Source organism: Rhodococcus sp. F64268 (assembly GCF_023015605.1).
GTDB lineage: Bacteria > Actinomycetota > Actinomycetes > Mycobacteriales > Mycobacteriaceae > Rhodococcus.
Window position 1 is genome coordinate 1 of sequence record NZ_JALKAI010000011.1, and the last position, 21,089, is coordinate 21,089.

At 66.3% G+C, this 21,089-nt stretch carries 8 protein-coding genes; 3 read left to right on the top strand and 5 right to left on the bottom strand.

The window, feature by feature from the left end; all coding sequences use genetic code 11:
- Positions 1–13,167: amino acid adenylation domain-containing protein (locus MWU77_RS20920; RefSeq protein WP_374229942.1), on the top strand; the 13,167-nt coding region annotated here is incomplete at its 5' end.
- 172 nt (positions 13,168–13,339) lie between these two features.
- A complete protein-coding gene (locus MWU77_RS20925) occupies positions 13,340–14,404 on the top strand; it encodes an alpha/beta hydrolase family protein (RefSeq protein ID WP_247274681.1) in 1,065 nt (354 codons plus the stop codon).
- 101 nt (positions 14,405–14,505) lie between these two features.
- Here MWU77_RS20925 and MWU77_RS20930 read toward each other — a convergent pair whose 3' ends face one another.
- The 5 genes from MWU77_RS20930 to MWU77_RS20950 form a co-directional block, all read right to left on the bottom strand.
- Positions 14,506–15,534 (bottom strand): alpha/beta fold hydrolase, encoded by a 1,029-nt coding sequence (locus tag MWU77_RS20930; protein ID WP_247274682.1) that lies wholly within the window; start codon positions 15,532–15,534, stop codon positions 14,506–14,508.
- Positions 15,535–15,636: 102 nt separating this feature from the next.
- Entirely contained in the window at positions 15,637–16,485 is an 849-nt protein-coding gene (locus MWU77_RS20935) for an ABC transporter permease (RefSeq protein ID WP_169685509.1), read from the bottom strand.
- Between the two features lie 4 nt (positions 16,486–16,489).
- A complete protein-coding gene (locus MWU77_RS20940; protein ID WP_247274728.1) occupies positions 16,490–17,287 on the bottom strand; it encodes an ABC transporter permease in 798 nt (265 codons plus the stop codon).
- A gap of 50 nt (positions 17,288–17,337) precedes the next feature.
- Positions 17,338–18,348, bottom strand: coding sequence for an ATP-binding cassette domain-containing protein (locus MWU77_RS20945; protein ID WP_169685513.1), 1,011 nt, complete (start codon positions 18,346–18,348; stop codon positions 17,338–17,340).
- A 141-nt stretch (positions 18,349–18,489) separates the two neighbouring features.
- A complete protein-coding gene (locus tag MWU77_RS20950) occupies positions 18,490–19,179 on the bottom strand; it encodes a GntR family transcriptional regulator (RefSeq protein ID WP_169685515.1) in 690 nt (229 codons plus the stop codon).
- Between the two features lie 179 nt (positions 19,180–19,358).
- On the opposite strand from MWU77_RS20950, the gene MWU77_RS20955 reads away from it, so the two are divergent.
- Entirely contained in the window at positions 19,359–21,008 is a 1,650-nt protein-coding gene (locus tag MWU77_RS20955; RefSeq protein ID WP_169685517.1) for an amidase, read from the top strand.
- Positions 21,009–21,089: the final 81 nt, after the last annotated feature.

A 21,089-nucleotide genomic window follows, 5' to 3' on the forward strand; every position in this document is an offset into this window, starting at 1 on the left:
GAGCTTGCGGTGTTGCCGTCGGGTCCGGTGACGTTCGACGAGCGGGTTCGGACGTTGCGGCTCGGGCATGCGGCGTATGTGATCTACACGTCGGGGTCGACGGGGCGCCCGAAGGGTGTGGTGGTCACGCATTCGGGTCTGGCGAACTTCTGTGTCGAGCAGGTGGAGCGGTACGGATTGGTTCCGGAGTCGAGGACGTTGCACTTCGCGTCCCCGAGTTTCGATGCCTCGGTGTTGGAGCTTCTGTTGGCGGTGGGGGCCTCGTCGACGATGGTGATCGCTCCGACTTCGGTGTATGGCGGGGTCGAGCTTGCGGAGTTGGTCGTACGTGAGGGTGTGACGCATGCATTCGTGACTCCGGCTGCGTTGGCGTCGGTGGATCCGGCCGGTCTGGATGTGCTGAATTGTGTGGTGGTCGGTGGTGAGGCGTGCCCGCCGGATCTGGTGGCGAGGTGGGCACCGGGTCGTCGGTTCTTCAACGGTTATGGTCCGACCGAGACTACGATCATGACGAACATTTCGGATCCCCTGGTGCCGGGTGAGCAGGTCACGATCGGTGCTCCGATTCGGAATACTGTTGCACAAGTGATGGATTCGCGCCTGCATCCGGTCCCGGTGGGTGTGACGGGTGAGTTGTATCTGTCGGGTCCGGGTGTGGCTCGGGGGTATCACGGTCGTGCGGGGTTGACGGCGTTGCGGTTCGTGGCGGCTCCGGGTGGTGCGCGTATGTATCGGACCGGTGACGTGGTGCGGGGTCCGCGTGATGCCGGGTCGGGGATCGTGTATGTGGGGCGTAACGACTTTCAGGTGAAGGTGCGTGGTTTCCGCATCGAGCTCGGTGAAATCGATGCGGTGTTGTCGTCGTGTGCCGGTGTGGATTTCGCGGTGACGGTGGGTCGTACGACACCTGCGGGTGAGACGCAGTTGGTGTCGTACGTGCATGGTGCCGCGGGCGTGGGCCTGGATGTCGGGGCGATCTCCCGCGAGGTATCCGAACGTCTTCCTTCGCATATGGTTCCGTCCGTCGTTCTCGAACTCGACACCATTCCGCTGTCGCCCACTGGGAAACTCGACCGCGACGCACTCCCCGATCCCAGCCCAGTGGTCACCGAGTTCCGGGCGCCGGAGTCCGCGACGGAGATCGCGGTGGCGACGGTGTTCGCGGATGTGCTCGGTGTCGAGCGGGTGGGTCTGGATGATGATTTCTTCGATCTCGGGGGTAACTCCCTCGTCGCGACCCGGGTCGTCGCCCGGCTCGGGGAACGCCTCGACACGCGCGTGCCTGCCCGCCTGGTCTTCGAAGGGTCGACCGTCGCGGAACTCGCCGCGCTCGCCGACCTGCACACCGGCGATACTGCCCGGACACCCCTCGTAGCCGGACCACGGCCCGATCCGATCCCGCTGTCACCTGCACAACAGCGAATCTGGTTCCTCAACCGGTTCGACACGGCGTCCGCTGCCGACAACATCCCAGTGGCCCTGCGGTTGCGCGGCAGACTCGACATCGCGGCGCTCCGCGCAGCCGTCCACGACGTGATCGAACGGCACGAATCGTTGCGCACCTTCTACCCCGACCGCGACGGTGTGGGCTGTCAAGTGGTCCTCGATGCGTCCGAGGTCGCGCCTCCCGTCGAGGTCGAGATCGTGCCTCCCGCCGATCTGGCCGGCCGTGTCATCCGCGCTGTCACCACTGGATTCGACGTCGCCGAAGAAGTGCCGCTGCGTGTCGAACTGCTGCAGGTGGCCGACGACGAGCATGTCCTCGTGCTCGTCGTGCATCACATCGCGGCCGACGGAGCATCCACCGGCCCGTTCGTACGAGACCTCGCCACCGCATACTTCGCTCGCACTGTGGGCGAGGCCCCAGGATGGTCGCCGCTCGACGTGCAGTACGCCGACTACACGGTGTGGCAGCGAGCGGTGCTCGGCCACGAGTCGGACCGCGGTTCGGTCGCGGCACGAGAGATCGAGTTCTGGACGAGAACGCTCGACGGACTACCCGACCGCCTCGACCTGCCGACCGACCGCCCTCGGCCCGTCGAGGCGTCCGGGCGCGGAGGCACCGTACTCTTCGAGATCGACGCCTCCCTGCACGCCGCTGTCGCGGAGACCGGGCAGGCGACGGGCTGTTCACCTTTCATGATCGTGCACGCTGCGCTCGCAACGCTGCTTGCAAGGTTGTCGTCCACGACGGACATCGCCATCGGCACCCCTGTCGCGGGGCGAGGCGAACAGGCCCTCGACGACCTCATCGGGATGTTCGTCAACACCCTCGTCCTACGCACGGCCGTCACGCCGGGCGACACCTTCGCGGCGCTGCTCGACCGAGTCCGCACCGGCGACATCGATGCGTTCGCGCACGCAGAACTACCGTTCGAGCGGCTGGTCGAGGTTCTCGACCCCGTGCGCTCGACCGGGCACCATCCCCTCTTCCAGGTCGCGTTGTTCTTCCAGAACATGGATCGTCCCGACCTGTCGTTGCCGGACCTCGACATCGACGCAGTCGATCTCGGCGGTGCCGTCGCCAAGTTCGATCTTCAGCTGACCGTCACCCCGCGACTCGACGCCGGGAAACCGTGCGGAATGTCCGCGCAGTTCACCTACGCCACGGATCTCTTCGATGAGAGCACGGTGCGCGGCCTCGCCGACGGTCTGGTCGCGACCCTCGATGCACTGGTCTCCGACCTCGACACCGTCGTGGGTGATGTCGACCTGCTGGCGCCCGAGGTTCGCCGCGAACTCGTCCACACCGTCAACGCCACCGACCATGGCGTGGACAGCGGAACACTGCTGTCCGAGTACCGCGCCCAGGTTCTCCGTACCCCGGATGCTTCCGCAGTCGTCTTCGGGGACGAGACGCTGACCTACGCGCAGTTCGACGCACGTGTCAACCGGCTCGCGCGCCACCTCATCGATATGGGCGTCGGCCCCGAGGCGCTCGTCGCGATCGGTATCCGTCGTTCCGTGGATCTCGTGGTGGCGATCTACGCCGTGATCACCGCGGGCGGCGCCTATGTTCCACTCGATCCGGACCATCCGTCGGAGCGGATCGGGCACATCCTCGACACCGCCCAGCCGGTGTGCGTGCTCACCACCGTCGCCGACGGTTCCGATCTGCCCTCCGACGCGAATGCGGTCGATGTCGACGCTCTCGTCCTGGATCACTATTCGGCGCAACCAGTTCAGGACCACGAACTGAGCGGGCCGATCCTGCCTGCCACCCCCGCCTACGTGATCTTCACCTCCGGGTCGACGGGACGCCCGAAGGGCGTCGCCGTGTCGCACGAGGCGATCGTCAATCAGGTCGCCTGGATGGTGCACGAATACACCATCGGCGCGGACGATGTGTACCTGCAGAAGACTGCCACCACCTTCGATGTGTCGCTGTGGGGATGGTTCCTGCCGCTGCGCAGCGGTGGGTGCCTGGTCGTCGCGGACCACGACGGCCATCGCGACCCGGCGTACGTGGCCGACATGATCGACCGTCACGGGGTGACGCTCACGGACTTCGTCCCGTCGATGCTCACCGTGTTTGCTGCGCACGCCCCGGCGGGGAGCTGCTCCGGCCTGCGTCTCGTGTTCGTCATCGGTGAGGCACTTCCCCCGGAAACGGTCGCCGCCTTCCATCGCCTCGGAACGACTGCCGCGGTACAGAACCTCTACGGACCCACCGAAGCCGCGGTTTCGGTCACCTACCAGGCCGCAGATGCCACCGGGGTCGTGCCCATCGGGCTACCCGAATGGAACGTCCGGGTCTACGTCCTCGACGCGCGTCTGCAGCCGGTTCCCCTCGGCACACCGGGGGAGCTGTACCTCGCAGGAGTCCAGCTCGCGCGCGGGTACGTCCGCAGGCCCGACCTGACCTCCGACCGGTTCGTTGCGAGCCCTCTCGGGCCCGCCGGCGAACGGATGTACCGCACCGGCGATCTCGTTCGGTGGATCCGCACCGATGGCGGCGCAGTCGCTCTCGACTATCTGGGCCGTACCGACTTCCAGGTCAAGTTCCGCGGGCAGCGGATCGAACTCGGCGAGATCGAAACCGCGGTCCTCGCACACCCGGGGGTCACCCAGGCGACCGCGCTCGTCGTGCCCACTCCGACGGGCGAACAGCTCGTGGCCTATGTGGTCGGTGAATCCGTGGACCGGCAGGCGCTGCTCGCTACCGTGCGGGAGATATTGCCGTCGTACATGGTGCCGTCGGCGATCGTCGCGCTCGATGAGTTCCCGCTCAACACGAGCGGCAAGCTGGACCGGAAGGCGCTGCCTGCGCCCGTCTTCGAGTCGCGAGAGTTCCGCGTGGCACGAACCCCCGTCGAAGAGATCGTCGCCGGTGTCTTCGGTGATGTCCTCGATGTCGATCGGGTGGGCCGGGACGACGACTTCTTCGAGCTCGGCGGCAATTCGCTTGTGGCAACACAGGTCGTGGCGCGCCTCGGCTCCGCCCTCGGCACCAAGGTGGCGGTGCGCGCGCTCTTCGAGTACCCCGTCGTCGAATTTCTTGCCGCGCATGTCGAATCCGCATCGAGCGAGGAGTCCGTGGCGCCGTTGACCGCGCAGACCCGACCCGAGCGGATTCCACTGTCGCTTGCACAGCAGCGGATGTGGTTCCTCAACCGGTTCGAGCCCGACTCGTCCGTGAACAACCTGCCGCTCGCGATCCGGCTGCGTGGACCACTCGACGTCGAGGCCCTGCGCGCCGCGGTCGCCGATGTCATCCGACGACACGAGTCGCTGCGCACCGTCTATCCCGAATCGGACGGTACAGCGCAGCAGGTGATCCTCCCCGCGGCGTCGGCCGTACCCGACATCGTCGTGCTCGACACCGACGATGCCGACGTGGCGCGACACGTCGAGGCCACAGTGACGGGCGGGTTCGACGTTGCCGAACAGGTGCCCTTGCGGATCTCCCTGTTGCGCCTCGGCCGCGACGAGCACGTGCTCGTCGTGGTGTTGCACCACATCAGCGGCGACGGTTTCTCGATGGGCCCACTCGCACGGGACGTGATACTCGCGTACACCTCGCGCGCGGAAGGCCACGAACCCGATTGGGCGCCGCTGCCCGTGCAGTATGCGGACTACACGCTGTGGCAGCGCGAGGTCCTCGGATCCGAGACCGACCCGGAGTCACCGATCGCCCGGCAGCTCACCTACTGGCGCGAGACGCTGAAGGGTATTCCCGAGCAGCTGGACCTGCCTGCGGATCGGCCGCGCCCCGCGGTCGCCTCGTATCGGGGTGCGATCACTGCATTCGAGATCGACGCACCGACACACGCCGCACTCGAACAACTCGCCCGTGCGAGGGGCGCGTCGCTGTTCATGGTCGTGCACAGTGCACTTGCGGCGTTGCTCGCCCGGCTGTCCGGCACGGGCGACATCGTTGTCGGCTCGCCCATCGCGGGCCGCGGCGAGCAGCTTCTCGACGACGTGATCGGGATGTTCGTCAATACCCTGGTATTGCGCACCGAGGTGAACCCGTCCGACACCTTCGGAGATCTGCTGGCGAGGGTGCGCGAAACCGACCTCGGCGCATTCGGACACGCCGACCTGCCGTTCGAACGCCTCGTCGAGGCCCTCGACCCTGAACGTTCCCAGGCCCGGCACCCGCTGTTCCAGGTCGCTCTGACGTTCCAGAATCTCGGGCAGTCCCACTTCGACCTTCCGGGGCTGACCGTCGAACCCGTCGATTTCCCGATCACCGACGCCAAGTTCGATCTGCAGGTCACCGTCGTCGAAGCCTTCGGACCGGATGGGGCGCCCGGCGGAATTGCGGTGTCGCTCAACTACGCCACCGACCTGTTCGACGAGGCGACGATGAGCACATTCGGCGATCGACTCGGCCGGATGCTCAGCGCGGCTGCCGCCGACACCGACACCGTGATCGGCGACGTGCCGCTGCTGTCCGAGGAGCAGCGTGCAACGCTGCTCGAAGCGTGGAACGAACCGGGCACCCGGGCGAGCGACGGCACTCTCGTCCAGCGTTTCGTCGATCAGGCGGCGCGCACACCCGACGCGATCGCCGTGACGTTCGACGACCGACACCTGACGTACCGCGAACTCGCTGCCCGTGTGAACCGGCTCGCACGTGAACTCGTCGATCACGGTGTGGGGCCCGACACTCTGGTGGCCGTGGCGATGGCTCGCACCGACGACCTCGTCGTCGCGCTGCTCGCGGTGCAGCAGGCCGGCGGCGGCTATCTGCCGCTCGACCTCACCTATCCGGCCGACCGCCTCGAGTTCATGCTCGCAGATGCGTCACCTGTCGTCGTGCTCGTCTCGGGCGACCGCGACGGGCTACCGAGCACCGGCATTCCCGTGATCGACCTCGCACTGATCGATCTGTCGACCCGTAGCGATGCACCCGTGACGGACGAGGATCGCGCAGCACCGCTGCGCAGCGACAATCTCGCGTATGTCATCTACACGTCCGGATCCACAGGCCGCCCCAAGGGGGTGCAGGTTCCGCACCGGACGGTCCTCGAATTGTTCGAGAACACCCGAGCAGCATTCGAATTCGACGGCGCCGACGTGTGGACCCTGTTCCATTCGTATGCCTTCGACTTCTCGGTCTGGGAACTGTGGGGTCCGCTCCTCCACGGCGGCCGGCTCGTCGTCGTCGACCACTTCACGTCCCGCTCGCCGGAGGACTTCCATGCGCTCCTCGTGCGAGAGCAGGTAACGGTCCTCAATCAGACGCCGTCGGCGTTCTACCAGCTTGCTGAAGCCGATCGTGTTGCGAAAGAACGAGACTCGGATCGGCTCGCGCTGCGTTACATCGTCTTCGGAGGTGAGGCCCTCGACCTGCGCCGTCTCGCCGATTGGTACCGCAGACACACCGACGATGCGCCTCGCCTGGTCAACATGTACGGCATCACCGAGACCACGGTGCACGTCTCCCGCCTCGAACTGAACTCGGACGACAGCGAGACCGCGGCCAGCCTCGTGGGGCGTGCGATCCCGGGGCTCGGCGTCTATGTCCTCGACCCGCGGTTGCAGCCGGTCCCCGTCGGGGTCCCCGGCGAGATGTACGTGTCCGGTGATCAGCTCACCCGCGGCTACCTCGGCCGCGGTGCGTTGACCGCCGGCCGATTCGTCGCGGACCCGATCGGCTCGCCGGGCACCCGCATGTACCGCACCGGCGACATCGCGCGCTGGTCCTCCTCCGGGCAACTCGAGTACGTCGGACGCAGTGACTCCCAGGTGCAGCTGCGTGGATTCCGTGTCGAACTCGGGGAGATCGAAGCCGCGCTCATGTCTGTCGAGGGTGTCGCGCATGCAGTGGCTGTGGTGCGGACGGAGGCGCACACCGGAGACAAGCTCGTCGGATACATCGTCCCTCGCGCAGGTGCCACTGTTGCGCCCGCCGAGGTGCTCGGCGAGGTCGGGCAGTTCCTGACCGGATACATGGTCCCCGACGCGATCGTGATCCTCGATGCTCTGCCCCTGACTCCGAACGGAAAGCTCGACAAGAAGGCACTTCCCGCGCCGGTGTTTGCGGGGGACAAGAAATTCCGAGCTCCCGCAACGCCGACAGAGGTGGCGATCGCCGAGGTCTTCGCCGACGTGCTCGGCATCGACAAGGTCGGTGCCGACGACTCGTTCTTCGCGCTCGGGGGCGACAGCATCGTCTCGATCCAGCTGGTGTCGCGCGCCAAGGCGCTCGGCATCGTGTTCACGCCCCGGGAGGTTTTCGAACAGCGCACCGTGGCCGGACTCGCCGAAGTCGCGCGGATCGGTACCGGGACTGCGCCCTCGCTCGTCGAACTCGAGGGGGGAGGAATCGGCGAGATCCCGCTCACCCCGATCGTGCGATACATGGTCGAGCGCGGCGGCAACTTCGACCGCTACACCCAGACGATTGCGCTCGAACTTCCCGAGGGCATCACGCGTCCGGGCGTGGTCGCGACCCTTCGTGCCGTCATCGACCGGCACGATGTGCTGCGGGCGTCCCTGCGTCGCAACGAGACCGGGGAATGGGTGCTGGCGACGACCGCACCGGGCTCGATCGACGTCGATTCCCTGGTCACCCACGTCGAGGTGCCCGCCGACGCGGACGACGAGCGGTGGCGGAGCATCGCGGCCCGCGAACTCGACAGCGCCGAGGCGCGGCTCGATCCGTCGCGCGGCTCCGTGCTGCAGTTCGTCTGGCTCGACCCCGCGCCCGGGGCAGACCGCACCGGACGGATGGTCGTGGTCGCCCATCACCTCGTGATCGACGGTGTGTCGTGGCGAATCCTGGTGCCCGACTTCGTGACTGCATGGGCGCAGATCGATCACGGACAGCCCGTGGCGCTGCAACCGGTCGGAACGTCGTTCCGGACATGGGCCGATGCCCTGGTCCGCAGTGCCAGCGCTCGCACGGCCGAGCTGCCGATGTGGACGTCCATCCTGACCGGCGCCGACCCCCTTCTGGGTACGCGTGCCTTCGACCCCGCGATCGATCTTGCGTCGACCGTCGAGAAGGTCCGGGTCAGGGTCGCAGCCGAGGTCACCGAGACGCTGCTCACCACAGTGCCGGAGCTCTACCACGGCACCGTCAACGACGTGTTGCTCACGGGCCTGGCGTTGGCTCTCGCCGGGTGGCGTCGCGACCGGGGCACGGATGAACTGTCGGCGTTGATCGGACTCGAAGGTCACGGACGCGAGGAAGACCTCGTCCCCGGGGCCGACCTGTCACGAACCGTCGGCTGGTTCACCGCGATGTTCCCCGTGCGGCTGGACCTGTCCGGCATCGACCTGGACGACGCCGTCGAGGGCGGAGCAGCTGCGGGCACTGCGCTCAAGCTCGTCAAGGAGCAGCTACGCGCCATCCCCGACAAGGGACTCGGCTACGGACTTCTCCGGTACTGCAATGCCGACACTGCCGGGCAACTCGTACATCTGCCGTCCGGTCAGGTCAGCTTCAACTACCTCGGACGCCTCGACGCCGGTGAGGTGCCCCAGGGTCAGGCCGCAGAATTGGGCTGGCTTCCCGCCGGCGACCTCGGTGACCTGTCCGGTCGCGACGACAGCGACGCCCCGGCGCTCGCGTCGGTGGATATCAACGCGGTGGTCATCGGAGGAGAGCTCGGCGCGAACCTCGGATTTCCCTCCGGTCTGCTCGACCGCGACGACGTCGAAGAACTCGGTCAGTGGTGGGTGCGCGCACTCGAAGCGCTCGCCACCCACGCGGCACGCCCGGAGGCAGGAGGGCGGACACCGGCCGATCTCCCCTTGGTCGAGGTCACCCAGCGCGACATCGACACGTGGGAAGCGGAATACCCCAACGTGTCCGACGTCTGGCCGCTCGCACCGTTGCAGTCCGGATTGCTCTACCACGCGTTGCTCGCCGCAGGACAGTCCGACGTCTACAGCACCCAAGTGCTGATCCACCTCGCCGGACTCGTCGACCCTGCGCGTCTACGAGGTGCTGCCTCCGCACTTCTCGACCGGTATCCCAACCTGCGAACCGCCTTCGTCTCGGGTGAATCCGGTGAACCGGTCCAGGTCGTCGTCGACGACGTCGTGCTGCCGTGGCGAGAACTCGACCTCACCGGGCCGGGAAACCGGGCGGCCGACACCGCAGAGCTCGACGCGGTGCTGCGCGCCGACCAGGACGTGGCCTTCGACCTGGCAGCGCCGCCGCTGATCCGCTTCACGATGGTGCGGACCGGGCCCGAATCCTGGACGCTCGCGGTCACGAGCCACCACATCCTCCTCGACGGCTGGTCGATGCCGTTGCTGATGAAGGACCTGCTGGTGCTGTATGCGACGTCGGGTGATGCTGCGGTCCTCGGTCGGGTGCCGTCCTACCGCGGCTATCTCGAGTGGCTGGGGCGCCGTGATCACCGCGAATCGGTCGACGCGTGGGCCCACGCACTCGAAGGGGTCGACGAACCGACGCTGCTGGTCGGCTCCGAGGCCGACGGCGCCGGAGCGACCTCGGCCGAGCACCACATCGATCTCGGCCGCGACCGCAGCGACACCCTCGGGGAGGTCGCCGCGAGGCTCGGAGTCACGGTCAACACCGTCCTGCAGGGTGCGTGGGCGACACTCATCGCCCGCTCGACCGGTCGTGACGACGTCGTGTTCGGTACCACGGTGTCGGGCCGGCCCGCGGACCTTCCGGGTGTCGAATCGATGGTCGGGCTCTTCATCAACACGTTGCCCGTCCGCGTGCGACTCGGTGACTCCGCGACCACCGAGGAACTGCTCCAGCGCATCCAGGTCGATCAAGCGTCGCTTCTCGACCACCATCATGTGGGGCTCGCCGAGATCCAGCAGCGGACGGGCCTCGGAGCGCTGTTCGACACCCTGCTCGTGTACGAGTCGTATCCGGTGGACCGCAGTGGCATCGCAGAGGCGGGATCGATCGACGGACTGGTCGTCGCGGGGGTCAACACCCGCGACGCCACGCACTATCCGCTGACCGTTGCCGTCACCGCGGAAGACACCGTCACGCTCGGATTCAAGTACCGCAGCGACATTCTCGAGGTGGATGCAGTGGCGGCGCTTGCCAACCGGTACCTCCGGATCATCGACGGCATCCTCGCCGACCCGGCAGTACCGGTGGCCGCCCTGCCGTATCTCGACCCCGACGAGTTCCAGGACCTCGTCCGCCGCGACGGCGGACCAGCACTCCCAGCGGAGCCGTTGGGAGAGTTGCTGTCGACCGCAGCAGCACGCAACCCCGACGGCGTCGCGCTCGTCCACGACGGGCGTGCATGGACGTACTCCGAACTCGATGCGTTCTCGTCGCGGTTGGCGCGACTGCTCATCGGGCGTGGACTCGGCACGGAAGACGTTGTGGCCGTGGGGATCACTCGGTCGATCGAATCGGTTGCGGCGGTGTGGGCGGTAGCGAAGACCGGTGCCGCGTACGTGCCCGTCGACCCGAACTACCCGGCCGACCGTGTCGCGCACATGGTCTCCGACTCCGGAGCGGCACTCGGCCTCACCGTGACACAGCATCGGCACGTACTCCCGGACGGTATCGAATGGATCGATCTGACCGCCGACACCGTCGTCACGGAGATGTCGGAACACTCGGTCCGGCCGGTCTCGGCGACCGAACGGGTGCGTCCTGTGTACGCGGACAGCACTGCGTACATCATCTACACGTCCGGATCGACCGGTCTCCCCAAGGGAGTCGTCGTCGCCAACTCCGGCCTGGCGAACTTCTCCGCGGCACAGCGTGACCGCTACGGACTGGGGCCCGACACCAGGGCCCTGCATTTCGCCTCGCCGAGCTTCGACGCCTCAGTGCTCGAGATACTGCTTGCTGTAGGAGGGAGCGGGACGCTCGTGATCGCGCCGACGAGTGTCTACGGCGGCCGCGACCTCACAGAGCTCCTCCGACGCGAACGTGTCACCCACGCGTTCATCACCCCTGCGGCGGTGGAGTCGCTGGATCCGGAAGGTCTCGATGATCTCCGGGTGCTTGCAGTCGGCGGGGAGGCGGTCGCGCCGGAACTCGTGACGCGCTGGTCGCCGGGACGCATCTTCCACAATGTCTACGGCCCCACCGAAACGACGATCGTCACCACCATCAGCCGACCCTTGTCCGTCGATGACGAACTCACCATCGGTGGGCCGATCCGCGGTATGCGTGCTCTGGTCCTCGACTCCAGGTTGCGCCCGGTCCCGGTGGGTGTCGCGGGCGAGCTGTACATGTCGGGGATCCAGCTCACGCGTGGCTATCACCGGCGACCCGACCTCACGGCCGCGCGATTCGTCGCGGATCCGTACGGCTCCGGTGCCCGTCTCTACCGCACGGGGGACGTGGTGCGCTGGACCGAGAGCGGAGAGCTCGCGTACGTCGGACGCTCCGACTTCCAGGTCAAGATCCGAGGGTTCCGCATCGAACCGGGCGAGATCGACGCCGTCCTACGCACGCACGAGACGGTCGAATTCGCCGTCACGGTCGCTCGCGCGGCCGACGGCGGCACGGCGAGACTCGTCTCGTACGTGACGCCGGCTGCCGGTGCTGTGGCGGAGCCCCGGGAGCTGCTTGCCTTCGCCGCACAGTCGCTGGCACCGCAGATGGTGCCGGACGCAATCGTCGTTCTCGACGCGGTGCCGTTGACGCCGGTCGGCAAGATCGACCGGGACGCCCTCCCTGAACCCGAGGCTGTGATCCGTCCCTACCGTGCGCCACGCACGGACCTCGAAGCTCTTGTTGCGCGCGTCTTCGCCGAGATTCTCGGGGTGGAGCAGGTCGGTCTCGACGACGATTTCTTCGACCTCGGCGGAAATTCGCTCGTGGCCACTCGCGTCGTCGCGAGGCTGCGCGACGAGATCGGTGTCGGCGTGCGAGTCTCATGGCTGCTCGAGGCACCCATGGTGGCGACGCTCGCGGCCCGACTCGGTCGGGAGGCCGGCGGCGCAGGGGGCGTGGAACCGGATACCGCGCTTGCAGTGATCCTGCCGTTGCGCTCCGGGGACCCCACGCAAGCGGTGTTCTGCCTGCACCCGATGATCGGGCTCGCCTGGACCTACGCGCCGCTCGCGGCGCGCCTGGACGGACCGGGTGCCGTGTACGGGGTGCAGACGCCGGTGTTGACCGAACCCGATTTCGCAGGAGCGTCACTGAACGATCTGGCGCGCAGGTACGCCGACGAGATCGTTGCAACCGTGCCGGACGGACCGTACCGATTGCTCGGCTGGTCCCTCGGCGGTGTGCTCGCGCACGCGGTGGCGGTCGAACTCCGGTCCCGTGGTCTGAATGTGGAGAAACTTGCCCTGATCGACAGTATCCCGCGGATCGACACCGATCGTTTCGAGTCGGAGATCTCGGAGAACCTGCGCGCCCTCGGCGTCGAGGTGGACCCGGGGACGCTCGACGGCCGGCTTCCACAAGAGGCCGCCGAAGCGCTCGTGCGTGCGGTTCCGGCGGAACTGATCGAGCTCGATATCGAGAGAGTCCAGCGCATCTTCGCTGCGGCAATGACGTCACCGGATCTGATCAACCGACATGAACCCGGAGTGTTCACCGGTGACGTGGAATTCTTCAGTGCGGTGGAGGAACATCCGACCGAAGCAGACGCCGCGGACCTGTGGGTGCCGTTCGTCACGGGAGTCGTTCGCACCCGGTTCGTACCGGGGGGGCATGGAGAGATGATGGAACCGGCCGCGCTCGACGTGATCGTGCCTGCTCTGCACGATGATCGTGTCGATCTTGATCCACGGTGACCGGCCGGTATGGTGTGCTCGCGCAGGACTGTCGGATCGCGGATGTGCGATCCACGGTAACGTGCACGCCTGACCTGTAGATATACGTATTGCTGCGCCGGACGGTGCGCCTCGGACGCACCCGAGGTCTGGAGATCATGCCCGGGAAACGGGTCTGAGGAGGTTCAAGCGAATGAAGGTTGTCGAGTCGCGGACATGCACTCGAAGGACGAGACTCGCCGCGCTCTCGGCAGCTGTCGTGGCACTGCCGTTGTTCTTCGGTGGAGCCACGGCCGCGGCCGACCCCGTCTGGGACAGTGAGCAGCCTCTCGAGGTGGCCGAGTCCCAGAACGGCTCCTACATCACGCGTATCGAGCAGTACGGCGAGCAGCAGCTCCTCGTCTACGTCCACTCGGCGTCGATGAACAAGGAAGTGCTCCTGGATGTGTGGCGTCCGGCCGATACCAGCGAGCCCCGCCCGACGCTGTACCTGTTGAACGGTGCCGGCGGTGGTGAGGACAGCGCGACGTGGCGGTTCCGCACCGACGCCATCGACTTCTTCAAAGACAAGAACCTCAACGTCGTCTCGCCGGTCGGTGGCAAGTGGAGCTACTACACCGACTGGAAGAACGAGGACCCCGTTCTCGGAGTCAACAAGTGGGAGACCTTCCTCACCAAGGAAATCCCGCCGCTGATCGATGCTGCGTTGGGAACCAACGGCGTCAACGCGATCGCGGGCCTCTCCTCGTCCGGTACGTCAGTCCTCCAGCTGGCCATCGAAGGCGGCGACCTCTACCAGGGTGTGGCAGCGTACAGCGGCTGCGCGCAGACCTCCGATCCGATCGGACAGCAGTTCGTGAAGGTCACCACGGAGACCTGGGGCGGCGGCGACACTCGCAACATGTGGGGCGAGCTCGACGACCCGATGTGGCGGGAGAAGGACCCCTACGTGAACGCGGAGCAGCTGCGGGGTCTCGAACTGTACATCTCTAACGGCAACGGCCTTCCAGGTCCGTACGACACGCTCGATGGACCGGAGATCGATGGTCAAGTGGACGTGCTCGCGAACCAGGTGGTCGTGGGTGGCGTGATCGAGGCAGCCACCAACTACTGCACCCACAACCTGCAGAACCGCCTCAACGAGCTGGGTATCCCTGCGACCTACAACTTCCGCGACTCGGGTAGCCATTCATGGGGTTACTGGCAGGACGATCTGAAGGATTCGTGGCCGGTGCTCCAGCGCGCGCTCGGATTGTGACCTCTGCCGGACGTCCTCGATCCGGCACCTGACCGAGAAGGTCCCTCCTTCGGGAGGGACCTTCTCGGTGTCTCGGCGGGAACTCCCGTCGGGTCGGTGCTCTAGGGGGTTCCGGGCGCTTCCGGAACGGTGCAGGGCGCTTCGTTGACGTCGGCGTAAGCGGGATCGAGGGCGGATTTCACCAGATACAACGATTCGGGGAGCATCAACATCGTCGAATGATCTGCGGGTGAGGTCGGGCACAGGTCCTGGACCCACTTGTTCTCGACCGTGGCGCCGGCATCGGATTCGAGGAACGAACTCTCCGGAGGTGTCACGATTTCGTCGTGGCGCGTCGCGATCGACGTGTATTTGATTCCCGGCAGTGTCTCGGGGCCGTCGTTGAGCGCGGCGAGTACCCGGGAGCCTATGAGCTGTTGCTGGCCGGCCACACCGAGATTGGTGCCGGCGAACAGTGCCTGCGCAACGATGTCGTTGCCGTTCGTCAGGCCGAAGATCGCCAGCATCGCGTACAGCTGCTGGAGCCCATTGAAAGACGTGCCGTGATTCGTCGCACCGAGCATGATGAGGTTCTCGACCTTGTTACGTGCCGGGTCGAGGGGATCGGCTCCACCTTCGAACTTCAGGTACTGCCGTGACAGCATTCCGCCCTGCGAATGTCCTACCAGATCGACCTTGTCGCTGCCGGTGTGCTCGAGGACGGCATCGACGAAGTCCCGTATCTCCACCGCGGACTGCTCGATGTCGGTGACGCCCCAGATCGTCTTGTCGGGATCGAAGACGGCCTGCGCGCCGCCGTAGTTCAGCGCGTACACGCAGTAGCCGAGGTCGGCGAGCTGCGGCGCGACGATGGGCCACGTCTGCATCATTCCCGATCCGGTGCCGTGCACGAGTACCACCGGGCGCGGATGATCCGTGGAAGGGACGCAGTCGAGATCGTTGGTGCCTGCGGGACTGGGTCCCATCGTGGAGAGCAGTGCGGCGAGCCGCCCGTCGCCCGCCGCGGGGGCACTCGGCGGCTGATCCGTTGTTGGCTGGGCAGACGCCATCGCCGGTGTGGTGACCAGCGACGCCGAGGCAGCAAGGGCAGCGGTGGCGGTGGCCACAGCGATCCGGCGCGCAAATTTCATGGAGGCTCCTCGTGCGGACCGCCGGGGTCGTGGCGTATCCGTACCTGGTTGGACGCAAGTGAGATTAGCAGCGGAAACCATTTCCCTCCGGAAAGTTCGAGGTCATCCCTGCTGGGCTGCGCGCCGATAACCGCGAATGGCAGGCACCAGGAACAAGGCGAACATTCCGACCGACCACCCGAGGGTCTTGATCATCGGCTCGGCCAGCGGCCCACCCACCGCGAGGGCCCTCATGCTGTCGATCGCGCATGACATCGGCTGGTTCGCGACGATCGGCTGCAGCCACGTCGGATAGGCCATGACCGGCACGAATCCCGAATTGAAGAACATCAGGAGGGTGCACACGATCGACACCATCTCCACGAGTGGGATCTTGGTCGACAGAGTGGCCAGGACGGTCACCATCATGGCGAATCCCATCCCGAACACGATGGGTACCACCAACATCAACAATGTCGCCGGGATGCCCTGCGTGAACCGGAAACCCATGACGACACCTGCGGCGAAAATCACAATCGAGGTGACGAGGACGCGAACCGCCTCCGCCATCAGACGCCCCACCAGCCCCGCTGATCGATGGATCGGCAGCGTATAGAAACGACTCAGCAGGCCGGACTCACGTTCGGCACGCAACCCGACCGCACTGACGACGGAACCGAACATCGCACCCACCAGCACGATCATCGGTACTGTCCCGAATATCGATGGCTGCCCCGTTGCGGCGGTGATGCTGTCGCCGAGCACGATCCTGAACATCACCAGTGTCAGTGCGGGATAGATCAGCGCTTGGATCATCGTCGCCGGATCGCGTGCCCAGCGAAGTAGGAGCCGCCCGCATTGGAGGCGGCTGTGCTGCCACAACGCCGCGAGAGAGCTCTCGGCGACCACGGCGTTCGGCGCCGGATACCCGAACGATCCGGACCCTGTGCCCAGCGCAGTGCTCTGGCTCATCCGGTCACCTCCGCCTCGTATTGGCCCACACGGCGAGAGGCAGACACACGATGGTCAACCCGACCAGCCAAAGCAAACTCGGGTAGAACACCTCCCACGTGACCCCGCCGTCCGCCATGTCGCGCATAGCGAACGAGAACTGCGAGATCGGCTGATTACGCACGAACGGACGAATCCATTCGGGAAAACCTTGCTCGGGAACGAAGCCGCACGACAGCATCCCGAGGATCAGCTGGGGGAGTGTCAGCGCCTGCGAGGTCGCTTCGGGGCTCTTGGAGAGGCTGCCGATCGCATCGGCTCCCAGGCACAGCACGAGGCTGATGGCGAGTGCCGTCACTCCGAACAGAACCGCCTGCCCGAGTCCGGCGGTGAACCGGAAACCGATCAGATAACCGAATCCGATCGCGGCGAACAGGGAAATCACCGATCTCGTCATCCCCGCCGACATACGCGAAAGCAGCGGTACGGTCGGGGCGACGGGCATTGTCTTCAACCGGGTCGTCAGTCCGGTTGTCGCCTCCTGCGCGGCCATCTGGGCCGCCGAGATAGCGGTGAACGCCATCGATTGGAGGACGATGATCGGCATCAGGAACTGCGCGTAGTCGATGCCCTGCATCTGCATCACGAACTTCAGCGGGAGATAGAACCCGAGACCGAAGACGAAGGGTGCGATCACGGCAACGATCAGTTCGCCGTACCGCGCCATCGTGCGCAGAGTGCGTCCGGTCAGCGCCGACCATTGCGACACCGAGTTCGGATGGACACGGCGGTGCGTGCCGGACCGCCGGTCGGGAAGGCCCACACTCGGGTTGTCCGGGGGCCGACCGGCCGGAAGACGTTCGGTGCGGGCGGTCACGGGCCCTCTCCCACGGCGGCCGCGTCGAGTTCGGCGGATGCCGTCGACGCGCTGTGACCGGTCAGCTGCAGGAAGACGTCGTCCAAGGACGGCCGCCGCAAGCCGATATCGGCGAGTTCGATGTCGAGGGGCGAGAGCAGACGCAGTGCTTCGGTGAGGGTTGCTGCTCCGTCGGGCGCTGGGATGGAGACCCGGTCGATGTCGCCTGGCGACGAGAGATCGGCACGTACGGAATCGGGGACGAGGGAACCGAGCGCGTGCACGATCCCGGGCACCTCCGCAGGGTCGACAGGGACGATTTCGCAGTAGCTGCCCCCGGTCGAAGCCTTCAGTTCGTTCGCCGTCCCCCTGGCGATGACCGTTCCTCTGTCGATCACGATGATGTTGTCGCTCAGTACGTCGGCTTCTTCGAGGTACTGAGTGGTCAACAGGGTCGTGATTCCTTGCCGCTTCAGGGACTCGACCAGTGACCACACACCTTGGCGGGATCGTGGATCCAGTCCGGTGGTCGGCTCGTCGAGGAACACGACTTCGGGACGGACCACGAGTCCGCACGCGATGTCGACCCGGCGCCGCATACCACCGGAATAACCCTTGACCGGTCGGCGTCCCGCTTCGACGAGGTCGAACTCGAGGAGAAGCTCGTCCGCACGCAGCTTTGCAGAGGTCTTGTCGAGCCCCATCAACCGGCCGAACAGTACGAGATTCTCGCGTCCGGTGAGGGTGTCGTCCAAGGCGGCGAACTGCCCGGTCATCATGATCGAGCGTCGGACCGCAGCGGGGTTGGTCTCGACATCGTGACCTGCAACGACGGCACGTCCGCTCGAGGCGTGGATAAGTGTCGACAGGATCTTGACCATGGTGGTCTTTCCGGCACCGTTGGGGCCGAGGATCGCGAGGACAGAGCCTTCCGGAGCCGAGAAATCGACCCCGGCGAGTGCATGAACATCCCCGAACGACTTGTGGACATCCTCCACGAGGACTGCATGGTCGTGGTTGCCTCGCATCCGCACCCCACCGTCGAACTCGGTCCCTGTCGGGACTCGGTCATGGCCAGTCCAGCGGGTGTCCCCGCCTCCTTCGTCGAGATGCTACCGCTCCGAGGTGTTCCCGGCCGGGTGTCTGCGAACGGCCGGTGCGACGCGAGATCAGGACCAGATACCGATCTCGTCCAGATGCCGGACGAGACGACGTGCTCCATCGGTGAAGTGATCCCGGGTCTCTGTCCCGGCCGTGCTCGGATCATGCGCACGGAGGGCATCGAGAATTCGGTGATGCGCCGCAACGGCCTCGACCCCCCATTCCGGGTCGGACGAATAGAAACGTGCGGGGGTGTACCGCGTCGCGTTGTGCAGGAACCACGCGAGTTTGCGTGCGGCGGCGACCCGATTGAGTGTCCGATGGAAGGAGAATTCGAGAGCTTCGATTCGTGAGCCGTCGCCGGTCTGCACCGCGTCGGTGAACTTGGCGTTGATGTCGTCGAGCTCGGCGATCGTGTCGCCACCGATGGTCTCCGCAGCGCGCGCAGCGAGCTTCTCGGCGATGCACCCCTGCAACCAGAACACGTCGTCGATGTCGGATCGGGTCAGCGGTGCGACGACATAACCCCGATGCGGAACGAGTTCGACGAGGCCTTCGCCGCGAAGGGTGAGCAGGGCTTCACGAACCGGGGTCACGCTGACCCCGAGTTCGGCGGCGGTCTCGTCGAGCCGTACGAAATCGCCCGGCCGCACGTCGCCCGACATGATGCGGTTGCGGACGAACGACGCCACATCGTCCGACAGTTGGGGTCGCCGCCCCAGGCCGCGGGGAGAGCCGGACCGCTCGAACGGGGACATCGGCTTCTCCTGTATTCGTCATCGGTGCGGGGCTTCGTCGACGGTGGACTCGTCGATCCGGGCGATTATGGCGTACGGACAACGCCACGTGATGTGAAACCTCCCGATGGCGACGACCGCTCGTCGGCTCGCTGCATGTCAACTCTGCGCTCGCAGGGTATTCGTGCTTCTCTGGACAGATGAGTAGTGCGCTCTCCCGCCGCCGGATGTTGGGCTCCCTCGCGGGAGGTGCCCTGCTTCTGGGGACAACCACCGCGCAGCGTAGTCATGCCGCACCGGTGCGGCGACTTCCGGATCCGGGTGCGGTCGACGCAACGGACCCTGCACTTCTGAGTGCAGTCGAGGCCGCGAGCCTCCTGCACGCCGGCCGCTTGCACCCGAAGGAACTGCTCGATGCATGTCTGGCGCGGACGCGGGCTTTCGACGGCGCGATCGGCGCGTGGGTGCGGCTGTATCCGGAGTTCGCATATGCCGGCGCGGACGCCGCGGGGGAGAGGCTCACTCGGGCGCGGAACGAGGGGACCGCGGCTCCCGATGTCTGTGGTCTGCCGATCGCGCTCAAGGACCTTTTCGCCGTATCGGGGCTGCCACTGACCGCCTCGAGCAGAGTGCTCGAAGGGAATATCGCGGCCGGCGACTCCGGTGTGTGGAGCAAACTCCGGGACGCAGGCGCAATCCTCATGGGACACGCTCACACCGACGAGTTCGCGATCGGTATCGCGACACCGCAGGTGGGAAATCCGTGGAACACCGAGATGTCACCGGGTGGGTCGTCGGGCGGCAGTGCCGCGGTACTCGCGGCCCGCTTCGCTCCGCTCGCGGTCGGCAGCGACACCGGGGGATCGGTGAGGTTGCCTGCGAGCGCATGCGGGATCTCGTCGATCAAGCCCACGTACGGCCGAATCACTTCGCACGGCATGATTCCGCTGACCTGGACCCGCGACCACGTCGGGCCGATGGGGCGAAGTCTCGCCGATGCATCGTTGATGTTGTCGATCCTCGCGACCGTCGACGTCGCCGATCCGATCACTGCGCTCGGGCCCCCGGTCCCTGCCGGTGGGTATCCTCTCGTGGCGAAGGGCGGCGCATCGCCGTTGGCGGGGATTCGGCTGGGGCTTCCGCCGTCGGACCTTCCACCGCCGTTGCAGACTCTTTTCGACGATGCGGTCCACCTGGCACGTTCGCTCGGTGCTGAGGTGGTCCCCGTGGTGATGCCCCCGACTCCGACCTCGCTCGCGACGGGTGATGTCGTCGAAATGGGTTCGTATCACCGGCAATTCGCCGACCGGATCGGTTTGTATCGCCCGGAGCGAGTGCCCAGTGTCGGGTCTGCGGTGGCGTCCCTCGCGGTGCCTGTCGTGGACTACCTCATGCTCGAGCGAGACCGGTTGCGATACCAGTACGAGTACAACGAACTCTTCGTCGACAACGATCTGGACGCGGTGATGATCCCTGGCACGAAGGTGGACGCTGCCCGGCGCGAGGAGTTTCTCGGGGTGAGTGTGACCGAAGGCGTACCGGGTGACGTGAAGTGGGCCAACTACTCGGGTGCGCCGGTTGTGACACTCCCGGTGGGGCGGTCGGCGGCGACCGGAATGCCGTTCGGTGTACAGCTCGGCGCGAGGCCGTGGCAGGACGAACAGATCATCCAGATCGGCCTCGAGCTGCAGGAAACGCTTCCGGTGTGGCGCGACCTGCCCGTTCTGGTGCCTGCGCCGGGAGTTGCGCCCGAGGTGGTCCAGGTCGCGCCGGGTCCCGGGCCGGACCCGACCAACACCCTGGATGCGGCCGCGCCGTTGCGGACGCCCCCGATGAACGCGATAGGTTAGGTGTCCGCTCGACCGGTGAGAATTCGCCGGAGTTGTACTCGGCGGTGGATTGCTGCATACTGGTCGGGTTGCCTTGACCGG

Excerpts from the sequence above, each read along its gene's own strand:
- MWU77_RS20925 (WP_247274681.1), top strand. The coding sequence starts at position 13,340 with ATGAAGGTTGTCGAGTCGCGGACATGCACTCGAAGGACGAGACTCGCC.
- MWU77_RS20930 (WP_247274682.1), bottom strand. The coding sequence starts at position 15,534 with ATGAAATTTGCGCGCCGGATCGCTGTGGCCACCGCCACCGCTGCCCTT.
- MWU77_RS20935 (WP_169685509.1), bottom strand. The coding sequence starts at position 16,485 with ATGAGCCAGAGCACTGCGCTGGGCACAGGGTCCGGATCGTTCGGGTAT.
- MWU77_RS20945 (WP_169685513.1), bottom strand. The coding sequence starts at position 18,348 with ATGCGAGGCAACCACGACCATGCAGTCCTCGTGGAGGATGTCCACAAG.
- MWU77_RS20950 (WP_169685515.1), bottom strand. The coding sequence starts at position 19,179 with ATGTCCCCGTTCGAGCGGTCCGGCTCTCCCCGCGGCCTGGGGCGGCGA.
- MWU77_RS20955 (WP_169685517.1), top strand. The coding sequence starts at position 19,359 with ATGAGTAGTGCGCTCTCCCGCCGCCGGATGTTGGGCTCCCTCGCGGGA.